This is a genomic window from Oribacterium sp. FC2011 (assembly GCF_000701645.1).
Classification (GTDB): Bacteria; Bacillota; Clostridia; order Lachnospirales; family Lachnospiraceae; genus Oribacterium.
In genome coordinates, this window is sequence record NZ_JNJM01000006.1 from 36,044 (window position 1) to 54,013 (window position 17,970).

General features: G+C 44.5%; 13 protein-coding genes. All 13 read right to left on the bottom strand.

Annotated features, from left to right (window positions below; translation table 11 throughout):
* Positions 1-32: 32 nt before the first annotated feature.
* The gene (locus T357_RS0106165; RefSeq protein WP_031549796.1) at positions 33-1,052 is read right to left on the bottom strand and encodes a glycosyltransferase family 2 protein; all 1,020 of its coding nucleotides are present in this window, start codon (positions 1,050-1,052) and stop codon (positions 33-35) included.
* A 148-nt stretch (positions 1,053-1,200) separates the two neighbouring features.
* Positions 1,201-2,136 (bottom strand): carbamate kinase, encoded by a 936-nt coding sequence (gene arcC, locus T357_RS0106170; protein ID WP_031549798.1) that lies wholly within the window; start codon positions 2,134-2,136, stop codon positions 1,201-1,203.
* A 76-nt stretch (positions 2,137-2,212) separates the two neighbouring features.
* A complete protein-coding gene (gene carB / locus T357_RS0106175) occupies positions 2,213-5,428 on the bottom strand; it encodes a carbamoyl-phosphate synthase large subunit (RefSeq protein ID WP_031549801.1) in 3,216 nt (1,071 codons plus the stop codon).
* A 4-nt stretch (positions 5,429-5,432) separates the two neighbouring features.
* On the bottom strand, positions 5,433-6,542 hold the full coding sequence (locus tag T357_RS0106180) for a carbamoyl phosphate synthase small subunit (RefSeq protein ID WP_031549803.1): 1,110 nt from the start codon (positions 6,540-6,542) through the stop codon (positions 5,433-5,435).
* Between the two features lie 312 nt (positions 6,543-6,854).
* Positions 6,855-7,691 (bottom strand): diaminopimelate epimerase, encoded by an 837-nt coding sequence (gene dapF / locus T357_RS0106185; protein ID WP_031549805.1) that lies wholly within the window; start codon positions 7,689-7,691, stop codon positions 6,855-6,857.
* 346 nt (positions 7,692-8,037) lie between these two features.
* Positions 8,038-8,745 (bottom strand): ABC transporter ATP-binding protein, encoded by a 708-nt coding sequence (locus T357_RS0106190; RefSeq protein ID WP_031549807.1) that lies wholly within the window; start codon positions 8,743-8,745, stop codon positions 8,038-8,040.
* Entirely contained in the window at positions 8,738-9,517 is a 780-nt protein-coding gene (locus T357_RS0106195) for an ABC transporter ATP-binding protein (RefSeq protein ID WP_031549809.1), read from the bottom strand. Before T357_RS0106195 ends, T357_RS0106190 begins: the two co-directional genes overlap by 8 nt.
* The gene (locus T357_RS0106200; protein WP_330373091.1) at positions 9,517-10,623 is read right to left on the bottom strand and encodes a branched-chain amino acid ABC transporter permease; all 1,107 of its coding nucleotides are present in this window, start codon (positions 10,621-10,623) and stop codon (positions 9,517-9,519) included. Before T357_RS0106200 ends, T357_RS0106195 begins: the two co-directional genes overlap by 1 nt.
* A gap of 10 nt (positions 10,624-10,633) precedes the next feature.
* Positions 10,634-11,515, bottom strand: coding sequence for a branched-chain amino acid ABC transporter permease (locus tag T357_RS0106205; RefSeq protein WP_031549813.1), 882 nt, complete (start codon positions 11,513-11,515; stop codon positions 10,634-10,636).
* A 256-nt stretch (positions 11,516-11,771) separates the two neighbouring features.
* Positions 11,772-12,965, bottom strand: coding sequence for an ABC transporter substrate-binding protein (locus T357_RS0106210; RefSeq protein WP_031549815.1), 1,194 nt, complete (start codon positions 12,963-12,965; stop codon positions 11,772-11,774).
* 481 nt (positions 12,966-13,446) lie between these two features.
* Complete coding sequence (locus tag T357_RS0106220; protein ID WP_049962311.1) at positions 13,447-14,994, bottom strand: D-alanyl-D-alanine carboxypeptidase family protein; 1,548 nt, start codon at positions 14,992-14,994, stop codon at positions 13,447-13,449.
* A complete protein-coding gene (locus T357_RS0106225) occupies positions 14,991-15,899 on the bottom strand; it encodes a DNA-3-methyladenine glycosylase 2 (RefSeq protein ID WP_031549819.1) in 909 nt (302 codons plus the stop codon). The genes T357_RS0106220 and T357_RS0106225 overlap by 4 nt, the downstream gene beginning before the upstream one ends.
* Positions 15,880-17,967: an aminopeptidase gene (locus T357_RS0106230; RefSeq protein ID WP_031549821.1), complete on the bottom strand. Its 2,088-nt coding sequence runs from the start codon at positions 17,965-17,967 to the stop codon at positions 15,880-15,882. Before T357_RS0106230 ends, T357_RS0106225 begins: the two co-directional genes overlap by 20 nt.
* Positions 17,968-17,970 lie beyond the last annotated feature (3 nt).

A 17,970-nucleotide genomic window follows, 5' to 3' on the forward strand; every position in this document is an offset into this window, starting at 1 on the left:
AATGCATTTATCCAATGTGCTTTGGGTGTTTCTCAGTTAAATCCGTAGAACTTCCGTGCCAGCTTGTAGCATAGGATGGTAAGCTTGTTTCCTGCCTTGCTTTTGAAATTCATGCCCTGGCCCATGAAGGACGCTCTCATACGGAGCCATATAGGGAAGTTGTATTCCTTTATATATTTCCAAAGCTCCTTCTTTTTTTCCATATTCTCTTCAGTGCCTGATTTAATGGCAAGAACAGAAGAAACGGTTGTGATGATCTGAAGATAGCTGAACATATAATTTCTTAATTTACGGCTTGGTAATTTAGTGATATCACAGCATTCCAGCATTATCCTGTTCACCTTCAGCTGCTGGTCTATACGTCCTATCATTACAGTTTCATTTACCGACTGGTCATCTCTTCCTATAAAATAATGGTACAGGTTTATGTTCATGTAATAAATTGACTTAACTGAAGGCAGCGGCTGATAAACAAAAATGTTATCTACATAGAAAGTATGTTTGGGAAGAACCAGGTTACAATCCCTGAGCATCTGAGTACGATAGATTACTGAATGCATAAGTATATACTGTCCTATGTGGAAATGTCTTACATCATTCCAGGTAAATATCTTATCCTGAGGAAGAGCGGTAGTATATTTCATTACCTTTTTATGGGTCTGCCCTACTTTATCATAAATGAAATTGCAGACAAACATATCCACAGGTGTTCCGGACATTACCAGTTCACGAAGCTGGGTCATCACCTTTGGAAGAGCCTCATTATCAAGCCAGTCATCGGAATCCACAACCTTAAAATATAGTCCTGTTGCATTTTTAAGTCCTGTATTAACAGCCTCTCCGTGGCCGCCGTTTTCCTGATGAACAGCCTTTACGATACCGGGGTACTTTGCTTCATATTCCTTTGCAATTTCAAAGGTGTTGTCCTTTTGTGATCCGTCATCAACTACTATGATTTCAACTTCGTCTCCTCCAACCAGGATAGACTCGATACACTTTCCCATATAAGCTGCTGAGTTGTAACATGGGATAGCAAAACTAACTAATTTCATGATATTTCCTTATTATAAACATTTTAAAAAGCTACGTGGAAATTTTAACCCCACGTAGCTTTATTTTCAAGTTAATATATACTTACAAAAATGCTTTTTAGCTAAGCCGGGATAGTATATGCAGCATTTACATATCCCTGCCTTTTTATCATGCAATAGTTGTTCCCGCAAGTCCGGCAACTGCTTTCTCAGCAAGTTCCATGGAAGTTATGATAGCACGACGGCCATTTCCTGCCTCTACGAAGTCTATTCCTGCTTCGACCTTCGGCTGCATGGACTTAAACTCGAAGTGACCGTCCTTGATATACTGCTTAGCTTCATCAATGGACATTTTATCCAACGCTTTTTCATCCGGCTGTCCGAAGTTTAGTGACACATGATCTACAGCCGTTGTGATGAGGAGAATGTCAGCGTCTATCTCCTTTGCAAGAAGTCCTGCTGTTCTGTCCTTCTCAATAACCGCTGCCGCGCCTTTAAGGTTATTTCCCTGTCTGAGAACCGGGATTCCGCCTCCGCCGCAGGCGATGACCACCTGGTCTGCATCAAGAAGAGCCTTGATGGCATCGATCTCAACGATGGACTTGGGAACCGGCGCTGAAACTATACGCTGGAACTTTCCTTCGGATATCATGGTTACATGATTTCCGTTGTCTTCTTCTCTTTTGGCCTCCTCTCTGTTCATTATCTTTCCAACCTTTTTTATAGGGTTGTAAAAGCTTTCGTCATAGGGATCCACAAGCACCTGGGTGAGGATTGTAGAAGCTGTTTTATAGATTCCTCTCTTCACGAGCTCTGCCCTTACCGAGTTCTGAAGGTCATAACCAATCAAGCCCTGGCTCATGGCCGAACATACGCTTAAAGGAGTATTTACATACTGATCCGGGTACTCATCTGCAAGGTTTTTCATGGCAGTATGGATCATACCTACCTGAGGAGCATTGGAGAAGACCAATGCCACCTGATATCCGTTTTCAACAAAATCCGCGATCATAACGGCTGTCTTTTCTGTTGCAGCCTTAAGCTCCGGAAGTGTAAAGCCCAGGTCCTTATGACCGAGAGCGATAACCATACGCTTTTTACTCATATAATTGTCTCCTTTTCGAGAGTCTTCAGCCCGAAAAACGTGTCTCAGGGGCTGAAGTCAGTATATATCCTTTATGTCAGTTTTCCTCATCAAGCTTAGCTATATCCACAAGGGTAAGCTCCGATGACTTGTTTTCAAGTGAAGTTGCAAGAGCCTTTGCGGTATCAATGGCGGTAAGAACATTAACACCGGTCTCAACCGCGTTTCTTCTGATGACGAAACCGTCCTTTCCTGCCTCTGCACCTTCCTTAGGTATGTCGATGACGATATCAAGCTCATGTCCCAGAACCAGGTCGAGGATGTTAGGAGATTCCTGCTCCACCTTACGTACCTGGAAGCACTTTACGCCGCCCTCAGAAAGAGCCTTCTGGGTTCCGAGGGTTGCGAAGATACGGTATCCGAGAGCTTCAAAACGCTTTGCGATAGGAACGATTTCTGCCTTATCCTCATCCTTAACTGTGATAACCATGTTCTTATACTTGGGAAGCTGGATTCCCGCACCCTGGAAGGCTTTGTAAAGAGCCTCGTTAAAGGACTTTGCGATACCGAGACATTCGCCTGTTGACTTCATTTCAGGTCCCAGGCTAATGTCGGCGCCCTTTATCTTCTCGAAGGAGAATACAGGCATCTTTATAGCGTAGTATGCGGCTTCCTTCTGAAGGCCCGGCTCGTAGCCAAGCTCTCTTATGGTATGTCCGCAGATGATCTTTGTGGCAAGGGGTACGATAGGAATTCCCGTAACCTTGCTGATGTAAGGCACTGTTCTTGAGGAACGAGGGTTAACTTCGATAATGTAAACCTCGTCACCGTCTGCAATGAACTGAACATTAACCATACCGATAACGTGAAGAGCCTTGGCAAGGCGCTCAGTGTAATCGATGACTCTCTGCTTTGCTGTTGCTGTAAGGCTTCTCTGCGGGTAGATGGAAATTGAGTCTCCGGAATGGATACCGGTACGCTCTATATGCTCCATGATTCCCGGGATGAGAATGTCTTTGCCGTCACAAATTGCATCTACTTCAAGCTCAGTTCCGCGGATGTACTTATCTACAAGGATCGGGTGCTCCTGGGCGATCTGGTTGATCTCTCCTATGTACTCATCGATATCCTCATCACAGATGGCGATACGCATTCCCGCGCCACCAAGCACGTAGGATGGACGTACAAGTACAGGATATCCAAGCTCGTTAGCAGCTTCCTTTGCTTCCTCAGCAGTAAATACGGTCTTACCTGCGGCACGCTGGCAGCCGGTTTCCTGAAGGATGGCATCGAATCTCTCACGGTCCTCTGCTGCATCCACGTCATCCTGCTGGGTTCCGAGGATAGGTACGCCCATTTTCTCAAGGGCATCAGCAAGCTTGATGGCGGTCTGACCACCGAACTGGACCACTGCTCCGTCCGGCTTTTCTATATCAACCACATTCTTCACATCCTCCGGTGTCAGAGGCTCGAAGTAAAGCTTGTCTGCTATATCGAAGTCGGTTGAAACCGTCTCAGGGTTGTTATTTATAATTATAGTTTCATAGCCCTCTTTTTTAAACTGCCATGTACAGTGAACCGAGCAGAAATCGAACTCGATACCCTGTCCGATACGGATGGGACCCGATCCCAGAACCAGAACCTTTTTCTTCTTTTCGGGATCACGGAAGGCACCGGTGGATTCATTTTCGGAACCGAAAACGCTGTAGTAGTAAGGTGTCTCAGCCTCAAACTCAGCAGCACAGGTATCAACCATCTTGAAGGCTGCCTTTATATCCCACTTGTCACGCATCTCGGCAATCTCTGATTCCTCGTAGCCTGTGAGACGGGCGATAACATTATCCGGGAACTCGATCCTCTTGGCTTCACGAAGTAAAGTCTCGTTCATGGACTCGCTCTTTAAACGGTTCTCCATGTCAATGAGTATCTTGATCTTATCTATAAACCACTCGTCAATCTTTGTGATATCGTGAATCTCCTGGTAACTGTAACCGCGGCGCAGTGCCTCAGCAATAACCCAGATACGACGGTCATCCACTCTGTGAAGGAGCTTCTGGAGGTCGTGATCATCAAGGTCAGAGAAGTCATAGGACATAAGTGAATCCACATGCTGCTCCAGTGAACGGATGGCCTTCATGAGACCGCCCTCGAAATTGTTGGCGATGGCCATAACCTCACCGGTGGCCTTCATCTGGGTTCCCAGTGTGTGCTCGGCGGTTATAAATTTATCGAAAGGAAGACGCGGCATCTTAACTACCACATAGTCAAGCATGGGCTCAAAGGACGCGTAGGTTTTTCCTGTTACGGCATTCTTTATCTCATCCAGAGTGTATCCGAGAGCAATCTTTGCAGCCACCTTTGCGATGGGGTACCCTGTCGCCTTTGAAGCAAGGGCTGAGGAACGGGAAACTCTCGGGTTAACCTCGATAACGCAGTACTCCATGCTCTCCGGGTGAAGTGCATATTGAACATTACATCCGCCGGTGATTCCCAGTTCCGTGATAATGTTTAAGGCTGAGGTTCTCAGCATCTGGTATTCCTTGTCACCGAGAGTCTGTGAAGGAGCAACTACGATGGAGTCACCTGTGTGTACGCCTACAGGGTCAATGTTCTCCATATTACATACGGTGATAACATTACCCGCAGAATCACGGATAACCTCGTACTCGACTTCCTTCCAGCCGGCGATACACTTCTCAACCAGTACCTCGTGAACTCTTGAAAGTCTGAGACCGTTCTCAAGAATCTCGGTGCACTGCTCGCGGTTCTCGGCAATTCCGCCGCCGGACCCTCCAAGGGTGTAAGCAGGACGGAGAACTACAGGGTAGCCGATCTCCTCTGCAACTCTGAGACCATCCTCAACCGAGTGAACAACCTCTGATGGTGCCACCGGCTCATGAATCTTCTCCATGGTCTCCTTGAACATGAGACGGTCCTCAGCCTTCTTGATGGTGAGAGCTGTGGTTCCGATAAGTCTTACGTTATGGGACTTAAGGAAGCCTGACTCGTCGAGAGCCATGGCAAGATTGAGACCTGCCTGTCCGCCGAGAGTGGGAAGGATGGAATCCGGCTTCTCCTTCTCGATAAGTCTCTCAAGAACCTCTATGGTCAGCGGCTCAATGTATACATGATCCGCGATATCCTTATCCGTCATGATGGTTGCAGGATTTGAGTTGAGAAGTACTACCTCGATACCTTCCTCCTTAAGAGAACGGCAGGCCTGGGTTCCTGCATAGTCAAACTCTGCGGCCTGGCCTATAACTATAGGGCCCGAACCGATCATCAATACTTTTTTAATGCTGTTATCCTTCATTCTCTCATGCCTCCATCATCTTCATAAAACGCTCGAACAGATATGCACTGTCCTTAGGTCCGGGACAAGCCTCCGGATGATACTGCACCGTAACGATGTTCTTGCCCACATACTTAAGGCCTTCGTTGGTGCCGTCATTAACATTGACAAAGGCTTCCTCGCAAACCTTTGGATCCAGTGATTTAGGGTCAACTGCATATCCGTGGTTCTGTGAGGTGATGTATACGCGACCGTTTGAAAGGTCCTTTACCGGATGGTTTCCTCCGCGGTGACCGTACTTAAGCTTGAAGGTATCTGCGCCTGTGGCAAGAGCCATAAGCTGGTGTCCGAGGCAGATTGCGAAGATCGGAACCTCCGAATCGTAAAGCTTTTTGATTTCCTTTATGATGGAAACATTTTCCTTAGGGTCTCCGGGACCGTTTGAGATCATTATTCCGTCGGGATTCTGGCTCAGGATGGTCTCTGCTGTTGTATCCGCAGGATAAACGGTGACATCACAGCCCTGTCTCTGAAGAGAACGTATAATGTTTCTCTTGGCACCAACATCGATGAATGCTACTCTCTTCGGCTCCTTATCGCCTGTGTAGCGGCTGCCGTCCGGGTTCTGGGCCTGAGCCACATAAACTCCCTTTGTGGTGGTCTTCGCAACAACACCTGTAACCGAGTAAGCCTTGATCTTCTCAAGGATGGAGGAAAGCTCCTCTCCTTTGTAACGCTTAGTGGTAACCATACCGTTCATGGTTCCCTTGTCACGAAGGATCTTTGTCAGTGCTCTGGTGTCGATTCCGGCGATTCCAGGTATATCGTTTTTCTTTAAAAAGTTCTGGATTGTATTTTCAGATCTGAAATTGGACGGCATGCGTGAGAGCTCACGAACTATAAATGCGTCCAGCCATGGGCGATCCGACTCCATATCGTCGTAACAGATACCATAATTACCGATCAAAGGATAAGTCATGACAGTTGCCTGTCCCGCATAAGAAGGGTCGGTTAAAACCTCAAGATAACCTGTCATGGAAGTGTTGAATACCACCTCGGAAATGACCTCCTTTACAGCGCCTATCGACGTACCTTTGAAAACTGTTCCATCTTCAAGAATCAGAAATGCGTCCATTGTTTCTCCTTTTGGTTAAAAAAACTTGTTGTCATGCTCTGTAGTCCTGGTTTTCCCCAAAAAAATAGAGATGTATGAAGCACCTCTATTTAACTGATGAGAAATCTCCTGATGTTTATACCGTAAGAATATGTCTATTTGGTATTACCGGTACAGCATGACGTATATCTTAATATCAGTTCAATGATATTAAAAACTACATATGGTGCGGTTTGACTAATGTATGAAATATTATGTACAGGTATCACACCGAATCAGAAATCAAATCGGGATAATAGGATGAACACCGTAACATTTCATTTGTTCCTTTCATTAATCGGGGAAATCTCCGCTGAAGACCTCCACCGCAGGTCCTGTCATGAAGCAACGGCCTGTGGCGGATTCATATTTAATTTTTAAATCGCCACCTATAAGGTGAACCGTAACCTCTGTGTCAGGCTGAAGCTTCTTTGCCATACATCCGGCGGCAACAGATGCTGTTGCTCCTGTTCCGCAGGCTAATGTTTCACCCGAGCCTCTCTCCCATACCCTGAAATCAATCTCAGTAGGGGAAATGATCCTGATGAACTCCGAATTTACCTTCTCGGGGAACCTTTCATGAGTCTCGAAATCATGTCCATATAAAAGAAAATCCAAATCAGAGACCTTAGAAACATTAAGCTCAGGATTATCGGACAGGAAATAAATCGCATGAGGATTACCGACGTCTATGCCGATAAAACGTAAATGCATCCCATGAACAGTGATATCTTCAGGAAGCTCGGAAGTGAGTTTCGCAATACCCATATCAACTGTTGCGTGGGTCATTTTACCGTTGTCTGTATAAAGCTTAATTTTCTTAAGTCCCGATTTGGTATCGATGACTGCTTCATCACGGTCACTTGGAATAATGCCGTGATCATATATGTATTTCGCTACGCAACGTATGCCGTTGCCGCACATATTACCTTCGGATCCGTCCAGATTGAACATATGCATATAAGCATCTGCTTTATCGGAGGGCTCGATGAGGATGAGACCGTCGCCGCCTACACCGTAGTGTCTGTCGGCGATCTTCACCGCAAGTGATGATGGATCCTTGACCTTCTCCGAAAAGCAATTTACATACACATAGTCGTTTCCGCAACCCTGCATCTTTGTAAATTTCATAGGCTTTCCTTTTCATATGATACGAGGTCAAAAGTTCAAACTATAAAATACCGCATATGTTCAACTTCCAAACCCCGATTGTTCAAATTTTCAATATAATATCAAAAATCGTGTTCCGGCACAATATAAATAATATACATAAAATGAATTTTTGTATAAACAATAGGTAATAGCAATGGATTCCTCTGTTAAGAAACACATGCAAAAAAGAATCCATCGGGGACGGTTCACTCCGAAAGAGAACCGTCTCCGATGGATTAAACCCCGGCAGGGCATTGATTACTAGAGCTTTTCACTTGCGTAATCCATATACTGCCAGATGGCCTGTTATTATCAGGTTAAAATATTACTTCTTCTTTCCAAGGTAAGCTGCCTTGATATCGTCATTTGCCAGAAGCTCTGCTCCGGTACCGGAGAGAGTGATACGGCCGGTTTCCATAACATAGGCCTTGTCGGCAACCTTCAATGCCATGTTGGCATTCTGCTCGATGAGGAGTATGGTAGTTCCCCGCTCCTTGTTGATCTTCTGAATGATGGAGAAGATTTCCTGCACAACGATAGGCGCAAGACCGAGTGAAGGCTCATCAAGCATCATAATTTCCGGATTGGACATAAGAGCACGGGCTACGGCAAGCATCTGCTGCTCACCACCTGAAAGAGTTCCGGCAAGCTGCCAGTTACGCTCTTTAAGTCTCGGAAACAGATTGTAAACATTCTCGATGTCAGCTGTAAGATCATCGTTTCTTAAATATGCGCCGATCTTTATGTTCTCAAGAACAGTCATATCAGGGAATACTCTTCTTCCCTCGGGACAGAGCACGATGCCCTTTCCCACTCTCTTGGCTGATGGCATGTTGGTAATGTCTTCGCCGTCAAGATTGATGGTTCCCGCACTGGCCTTAACAAGACCTGCAATGGTACGGAGTGTTGAAGACTTTCCTGCACCGTTTGCTCCTATGAGAGTTACGATGGAATGATCCGGAACCTCAAAACTGATGCCTTTAACCGCCTCGATTCCGCCATAGTTTATTTTAAGATTATCTACTTTAAGCATCCTCAGAACCTCCCAGATAAGCTTCGATTACTTCAGGATTGCTCTGAATCTCATCAGGAGTTCCCTGAGCGATGAGCTTTCCGAAATTAAGAACATAGATGCGTTCTGAAATCTGCATTACCAGATCCATATGATGCTCTATCATGAAGATACTGAGCTTGTACTGATCACGTATCTTAACGATGAAATCAGTTAACTCCTGAGTCTCCTGAGGGTTCATGCCGGCAGCCGGCTCATCCAGAAGCAGAAGCTCAGGCTGTGTCGCAAGTGCTCTTGCAATCTCAAGATGTCTCTGGAGACCGTAAGGAAGTGAAGATGCGATCTCATCCTTAAGCTCATAGAGACCCTGCTCTTTAAGAAGCAGCGCGGTCTCTTCTCTCATGCGCTTCTCTTCCGCACGGTTAAGTCTCAGCGTCGCGGTGAAAACATTATCCTTTGCACGGAGATGCTTTGCGATGAGAACATTATCAAAAACAGTAAGATTTGAGAAAAGTCTTATGTTCTGGAAGGTTCTTGCGATTCCGAGTTTTGTAATCTCGTCCGGAGAGTTTCCCTTCAGGTTTTTGCCGTTAAAGCTTACCATTCCGGAAGTAGGTACATAGATTCCGGTGATACAGTTAAATGCAGTTGTTTTACCTGCACCGTTAGGACCGATGAGAGCAACGATTTCTCCCTTATTTACATCAAGAGAAAGATTGTCTATGGCTCTTACGCCTCCGAACTGCATGATGACATTCTGCATGCTGAGGACATTCTGTGTGTTATCGTTCATTATGCCTTGCCCTCCATCTTTTTACTTTTCTTTTTGAACGGATGCTTAAAAAAGCCAAAGATTCCGTTCCAGCTGAATTCATTTGTTCCCATGAGTCCCTTTCTGTAGAAAAGAACTACAACCATGAGAAGTATGGAGAAGATGACCATACGGAATCCCGGTCTGAAAAGCGGCACCTGAATTCCTCCAAGCATGAGTGGCTCATCGAAGAATCTCAGAAGCTCTCTTCCTGCGGTAACGATGAAAGCACCGATAACAGAACCTGTAACAGAACCGATACCACCGATAACAACGATGAGAAGGATATCGTAGGTAAGGGCAACCTGGAAGGTCTTACTGTCAATTGATCTCATGAACATGGCAAGCATTCCGCCACTTATTCCGGCAAAGAATGAAGAGATAACGAAGGAAAGCTCCTTGGTTTTGAAAAGGTTGATACCCATTGCCTCGGCTGCTATCTCATCCTCACGTACTGCCTTAAACATTCTTCCGTATGAAGAATTGATGAGAAGCACCATAAGTCCGATGCAGATTACCGATAATGCCAACGGCTGGAAAATATTGGTAAATCCGGGAATGGACTTAAGACCGTAAGATCCGTTTGTGATGGTATCGAACTGAGGGGCAGCTATACATGCACGGATGATCTCGGCAAATCCAAGGGTTGCAATTGCAAGGTAGTCAGACTTGAGTCTGAGAACCGGGAAACCGATAAGAGCTGCAACACCTGCGGCAACAAGTCCTCCAAGAATCAGCGCCACGATGATGGGGAGCTGAACATTTGCAATGGCAGGATTTATACCGGAAATGTAATAAACGGAAGGTCTCTGTCCCACAGGGATTGTAAAAATAGCTGTCACATAAGCACCAAGTGCCATGAAACCTGCCTGACCAAGTGAGAACAGACCGGTGAAACCATTAACCAGATTCATGGAAACCGCAACTACTGCGTAAACCATGGATCTTTCAATGATGGAAATTGCATAACTGTAGCTGTATTTATTTGCTTCAAGAAAACCACATATTCCAAGTACCGCTGCTATGAGAACAAGGGTACATATATTGTTTCTTTGTTTTTCTTTATTGATCATTCTGTTTGGACCCATCCTTTCCTCCTTAAACCTTATTGGTTGTCTTCTCACCAAAAATTCCGGTAGGACGGACAAGAAGAATAACTATCAGGATAACAAAGGTAAACGCATCGGAGAAGGTGGACTGTCCCGCAGCGACCAACGCAGTTTCACCTATTCCGATGAGGAATCCTCCCACAACTGCTCCCGGGATGGAGCCGATGCCACCGAAAACCGCAGCTACGAAGCATTTCATTCCGGGAAGTGAGCCTGAGAATGGGAATACTGTCATTCGGTCTGTAAAGTAAAGAATAGAACCTACAGCCGCAAGAATAGAACCTATGGCGAAGGTAATGGAAATAGTACGGTTGATGTCTATACCCATAAGAGAAGCTGTCTCATAGTCCTTTGATACCGCTCTCATGGCCATACCCATCTTTGTGTGCTGGATAAGTGTCATAAGAAGATATACAAGAATAAGTGTGAGAACCGGTGTCAGGAAGGTGACGAAGGATGCTGAAAGTCCTCCAAGCTGATATACCTTCTTAAGTACCGGAATCTCAGGGTATCCCATCGGCAGTGCCGTAAAAAGATAGGTTGCAAGATTCTGGAGCAGGTAGGATACACCGATGGCTGAGATCATAACAGACATCCTGGGTGCCGAACGTAGTGGTTTGTAAGCTACTCTCTCGATGCTCACGCCGAGAACCGTTGTCACTATGAGAACGATCGGAAGGGCGATAAACCATGGAAAAGATGCCATGGCAAATATCATGAAGTATCCTGCCATCATGAAGATATCACCATGTGCGAAGTTGATAAGTCTGAGTATACCGTATACCATGGTGTAACCGATGGCGATAAGTGCATAAGCACCACCCAGTGAAATACCTGTCAGACACTGCTGCAGGAACGTTGTAAGAGACATAAGATGATTCCCCTTATAAAAAGAATAGATTTGATATTGATATGATTCAGCACCTTGCATACGGATGTGTGCCAAGGCGCTGTAAGTGAATGACAAATACTTTAGACATTCACCTCATAGGTTGATCTGAAAAGTATAAAGGGACATCTTTAAAGGATGCCCCTCTTACAATACCGCTAATGTTTCGTAAGGCTATCATATCGGTCAGTTCCTGATCGATGATCCTGAATAGTTACGATAAAACAGAAAGTGATGATTAGCCGTTGATGGTTGTAGTTGTAAGGAACTTAAACGCACCATCCTGAATAGTCTTGATAAATGCCATATCCTTATTTGCGTCACCCTCTTCGTTGAAGGAAACAGCTCCTGTAACACCGTCAAATGAAACAGTCTTGAGAGCTTCCTTGATAGCCTCGCCGTCTGTTGACTGAGCCTTCTCGATAGCATTGTATGCTGCAAGATAAGCATCATATCCAAGAGCGGATACTGCAGGGATGATCTCTGACTGATTATTTGCCTTTAAGTAATCCTTGAAGCCCTTGATAAATGACTCGGCCTCTGCATTGGCAGGCTCAGCCTCATCGAAGAAGGTTGAAAGAACTACGCCCTCTGCGTTAGCACCTGCGTTTTCAATGATGGTTGAGTTCTCCCAAGTATCACCTGCAGCGATAAGAGATGTGATTCCAAGTTCTCTTGCCTGCTTTATGATAAGCGGTGCTGTTGTGATAGATGAAGGAGCAAAGATAACGTCAGGATTTGCTGCCTTAATGTTTGTAAGAACAGCCTTGAAATCTGTCTGGTTTGTCTGGAACTGCTCTTCGTCTACTACTGTTCCGCCAAGCTCTGTGAAAGCAGTCTTGAAATAGGAACCAAGGCCTGATGAATAGTCATCACCAAGCTGTGTAAGGATAGCTGCGCTCTTATATCCGTTCTGCATAGCGTAGTTAGCCATTACAGTTCCCTGGAACGGATCAAGGAAACATGTTCTGAAGTAGTATTCATTGCCCTGTGTAACCTGAGGGTTTGTACATGAGCATCCGATGGCAGGAACCTTGGCATCTGCAAAGATCTGTCCGGCTGCGATGGAAACACCTGAACCATATGAGCCAAGAACTACTGAAACCTTTTCGCCCATAAGTTTGTTGGCAGCATTTACGGCTTCAGTCTTATCTGACTTGTTATCTACCTCTACAAGCTCGATGGTGTATTCCTTGTCACCGATTTTAACTGTCTTGTGAGTTTCATTTGCATAACGGATACCAAGTACCTCCTGGAATCCGCCACCGCCGTTCTCACCGGTTGTAGGCTCAAATACACCAATCTTGATAACGTCTCCGCCTGCGCTTGCACCGCTTCCTGAATTTCCGCCGGATGATGCTCCGCCGCAGGCAGCAAGTGATGCAGTCATAGCTGCAGCAAGACCTAATGCTAAGATTTTCTTCAGTTTCATACTTCCCTCCTTAGTAATGACATATCAGTCAAAAGTCGATATAAGCAGTTTTTTTATCTGGTATTCTGTCAGCTTATATCTGTAGTGTTTTTTAGTACATTTTCACCGTTTTGTCCGTGGTGGAAAAACAAGTGTATTCCATGTACACACATTTGTGATTATTCTATCACTTTTAAGGATTATTTCAACATATTTAAGGCTAAAATATTACCCAATGTTAATGATAGAATATTTATGACAACTGCGGGTTATGACTTGGCGCAAAAAAACGGAGCTACCGCATGCGCGGCAGCTCCGTTGCTGTCCACTATATGTTATATCAAGCCGGACGAAAATGCAAGGGATGAGGTTCTTGACCTATTATTTGTTTTTTGGAATATAGGTCATATAAAATGGATTCTATTTTGACTCATATTCAGATTTTATGGATATAAGTCATATAGAAGACAAAAAACATGCCCGGCCGGATTGGGATTAGTGTTTACATCCTGTGGTCTTTACGACCACGGCTGATGTTTTTTCGGTTGGAAGAACTTTTTGAGTCAAAATGGTCGTAACGATTGTTGTTGTAATTGGAATTAAAATTATTGTTGTTGTAGTTTTGGTTCTTTTGAGATCGGCGGATCTGAAGGACCTCCATGAATTCCTCTTCGGACATGTCCAGGTCTTTGAGGCGTTCGGTTCGGCGGTCATGCATGTATCTGGCCATCTTTCGGGAATCTCTTACACGTTTGATGCCGAGAGCGGCGAATGTGGCTAAAATGGCAACACCGACAACGCCGGCAATTGCGGTCACGCTTATGGAGGTCAGGGCTTCCTTAGTCTGTTCGTCCGCAGCGGAGGATTCCTGAGAGCTGGTTTCTATGGCGACTGTCGGTTCTTTTTCAATAAAATACCTTCCTACAGGGAGTCCGTCTGCAAGATATTCTATTTCTGCTATGGTGTGTGCGGAAACATAATCCGGCAGGTTATAGTTCAGTCTGTAAGTCAGTCCTTCCTGAGAGGAACCAACGGGTAATGACACATACATGGTTTCCTTTACGGAAAGGTCTGAGGCGGTGCATCCGGAATCCGCAATGGTATCTGCGATCAGACGGTTCTTTATATCCTCTGTGTTGAAGAGTGAAGGATCCAGAACCTGGTTTTCCGTGCTGTAGAAACCAAGGTCCAGCATGGCTTTAGTGTCTGTATAATGGGCTGGGTTCTTATCCTTCAGAACAACTGCTACAAGATTTCTGCCGTTTTCGCTTGCCATAGTGATGAGAGTATTGCCGGAATCCATGGTATAGCCGGTTTTTCCTGCGACTACTCTGCTGTCAGAGTACTTTGTATCATCAAGGTGCATTTTGTGCTCCATATAAACTGTATGTCCATTCGGATTACGGATGGTGCTTGCCAGCTTATAGGAAAGGTGTGAATCGATCTCCATGAAGGCTTCATTTTTCATGGCAGCTATGCCTATAAGACCCATGTCATAGGCGCTGGTATAGTGATTCTCATTAAAAAGACCTGAAGGATTTGTGAAGTGGCTGTCTGTGCATCCAAGCTTTGCAGCCTTTTGATTCATCATTTCCGCAAATGCTTCCCTGGATCCTGCCACATGACAGGCGAGGGCATTGGCGGCCTCATTGGCGGATTTCAGGAGAAGTGCGTGGAGGCAGTCTTCAACCGAAAGCGTATCCCCCTCTTCTATCTGAGCATTGGAAGATCCTGCATCAACATTGTAAACATCATCATGGGAAAAGGTGACCATATCATCAAGCTTGCAATTATCAAGCACTACCAGTGCGGTCAATACCTTTGTGATGGATGCAGGATATTCCTTTGTATGGGCATTCTTCTGAAATAGTACAGCTCCCGTATCTGCGTCCATAACAATGCCGGCCTCAGCATTGATCTCCACATACGGAAAATTCCATGCTGCATACGCCTTGATGGTACTAAGAGGTGTTATGAGGTTACATATTAAAATTGTCAGTGTGGCGAGTACGGTTAAAAACCGTATTCCACCATGCTTTTTTCTAGTCATTGATTCTCTCTTCCGGTTCTTTTAATTTTGTCTTTTTCGTGTTCAAGTCGTGCATAGTAAAACATGTATTGCTGGAGTACACCGAGGACCGGCTTATAGCTTTCCGGCCAGCTGCCGGAGTAAAACTGTTCCTTTACTCTCTTCATCCATACATCTTCCGGACAAAGAGAAAGTCTGTGAAAACCAAAAAGTGCTGTACAGGAGGCCACTTTTATGCCGACTCCGTGGATCTTCAGAAGTTCTTCCAAAAGCGCCTCATCAGGAGTTTCGGCAAGGGCAGAAAGATCGATCTCTCCGGTAGTGACTTTTCTTGCAGCTTCCATAATGTACCCTGTACGATATCCTGTTCCGGTGGATCCGATCTCTTCGACATCAAATCCTGCAAGAGTTCCGGCATCGGGAAACGGATAAAAATAGATTCTTTCCGGTATTTCCGGAGCTAATGTATGCCACTCAGAACTGTCTATGAAGCATTCTTCTCCGGAAAGTGCACAAAGCTTTTCAACTGTTGTACGTATGGCAGGAACTGATTTTCTCTGAGAAATGATAAAGCTTATAAGCATTTCCCATGGTTCCTGATTAAGTATACGGATGCCGGTACCATATTCCATGCAGGTTTTCAGGAATTCATCCGAAGGATCTGCATAGCTTCTGTAGCATTCGTAATCCGTTGTCAGATCGAAATAATGTTTATAATATTCCTCCCACTCAGATTCCGTACAGCTTGCCAGATATGTATCTGTATCCCCCTTCGGATTTCTCGAGATAAGGAGACATTTGCCCAAGGCCACAATTTTATATACCGGATATTTTTTGTCAATGGTTCCCACCGAAGTCATGCGGAAACATTGGCCGGACTCTGCTATGGCAGTAAGATCAAAATCTTTAATCGTCAAGTGGAGCATTCAGTACCTCCGTACCTTCAAGAACAAATCTGCCGCCGGATATGATGGAGATATGTTCGCCATGACTTGTTACAGCCTCAATGGAGTCAAGTTCATGATAAGGAATTGTAATATCCGTATGAACCGCAAAATAAGCTTTATCCGGATCAGTTTTTCTGAGGATGGAACATTCGTTATCTTTGGCAATGAGTTCTTTTCCGTCAGGGTTGAAGAGATGCATTTCCTCCATAAAGGAGTAACAGGTATCGCCTACTGCAAAATGAGGACCTGTTTTCTCTGCAATGAGGATGGGCATCCTTGCACCGATTTTATACTTCTCGATCATTTTGTATGCAAGAGTATTGGTTCCGATGGCAAATTCTCCTATGGGGAGATTTTCCTTTTCTCCGAATATCACACGGCGGATCAGTGCTTTTGAGGCATCAGGATCTTCAAAGTTTTTACACCTGTAATCTGTCACTCTTCCATTTTCAAAAACTATCCTTAAGTCATGGAACTGTATACCATCGATAAATACTGATTTAACGTTCAGCACACCTTCTGTGCCTGTAAGTACAGGAGAGGTGAATACTTCCCCAAGTGGAATGTTAACATCGGAAAGACAGTTTTCAAAATTTGACTGTTTATCCGGATCAGTAAGAGGATGAAGCATCACCTTCATGTCGGTATCATTTCCACGGCCTTTCACAATCACGTAATCAGCTTTATCGAGAGCATCTATAATCCTTGCCTGTACAGGCATATAGGCTTCCGAAGACAGAGTATTGATGGCAATTGTCTCCCGGAAGATTTCTTTAAAATCGTGTCCTATAGTTGGCAGAGGCCATGCAATGATGGTGAAAGAACGTTCCTCGGCATCGATATATTTATATACGGTGTTTTGAAGTTCGCTTCTGTATCTTCCGTAAACTTCTTTCTGATGATCGTTGAAGCTTAGCTTCTCGAACTTTTCTACAGGTTCAAATTCAGGTTCTCCAAATGTTTCCATAACAACAGGACCTGCATAGCGTTTTATTTCCGAATCATAGGAACGGAATATCTGATCTGTTTCCTCCAGCATACGGGATGCTATACGGTCACCCATTACGAGAGAAAGATCATAGCAGTGATCATAGTCCATCTGCCGGTTAGGGCTCTCATAAAGTAAAGCAGCTCCCTGCGGTGATCTGGTTAGGAAATGAGCTGATCTCACCGGAACAGTGAAATCATAACCATCTTCCTTAAAGTACTCCGCTGCACGTTTTACAACTCTTTCAAAACCAATATGGAATCTAAACTCAATCAGGGATTTTTTATCATATGGCTTTCCCTGGATCAAAAAACCGTCTTTAAACCCTTTATACCAGGTATATGCCATACGGTCCACCTCTTCATCTGAAAGAGAAGCTGCAAACTCTGCGGTTTTGTAGGCTGTTTCTGATATATAAGCTCCATAAAGATATATGTCATCAACATTTTTAAAATCATGTGATGACAGGACTTTTTTCGTATAGGTATCAGAACAAAGATACTGTCTGTCCATCTGCTTCTTAAGAAAATCCATGGAATAGTCATAAGCATAGGAATACAGAACATCTTTTAATGTCTTAACCTCGGGAAGTGACTGTGCGTCAGCATTATCCGAAAAATCCCTGTAATCAGAAGTGAAAAGACAATATACCTGAATGAATGTTTCCAGGACATTTGTTATATCATAAAGGTCCTTCTCATAGGCACTTTGAATGAGGTTTTCTATTTCCAAAAGGAGAACAGAAAAGATACTGCCATAAGGAGAAAGCTTCTTTTCAGCGTATGCAGGATTAAGGTATGAGTGATCATAATCTCTTACCATATCCTCATACAGCACCTGATTCCATTTGCGAAGGTCAATGCTTCTGCCGGGAATGGCGTCATTATCTTCAGTAAAGGAATATCCGGACAGATCTATATTTTCAGTTTCTTTTATAAAATCATCTATTTTTATAATGAATTCAGCACATGTAATGAAATAATCCCGGAAAGTTTCCGGCACAGCCTTTTCTTCCGGGATTTCTCTGATGCGCTCTAAAGCATCGTTATATCGTTCCATATT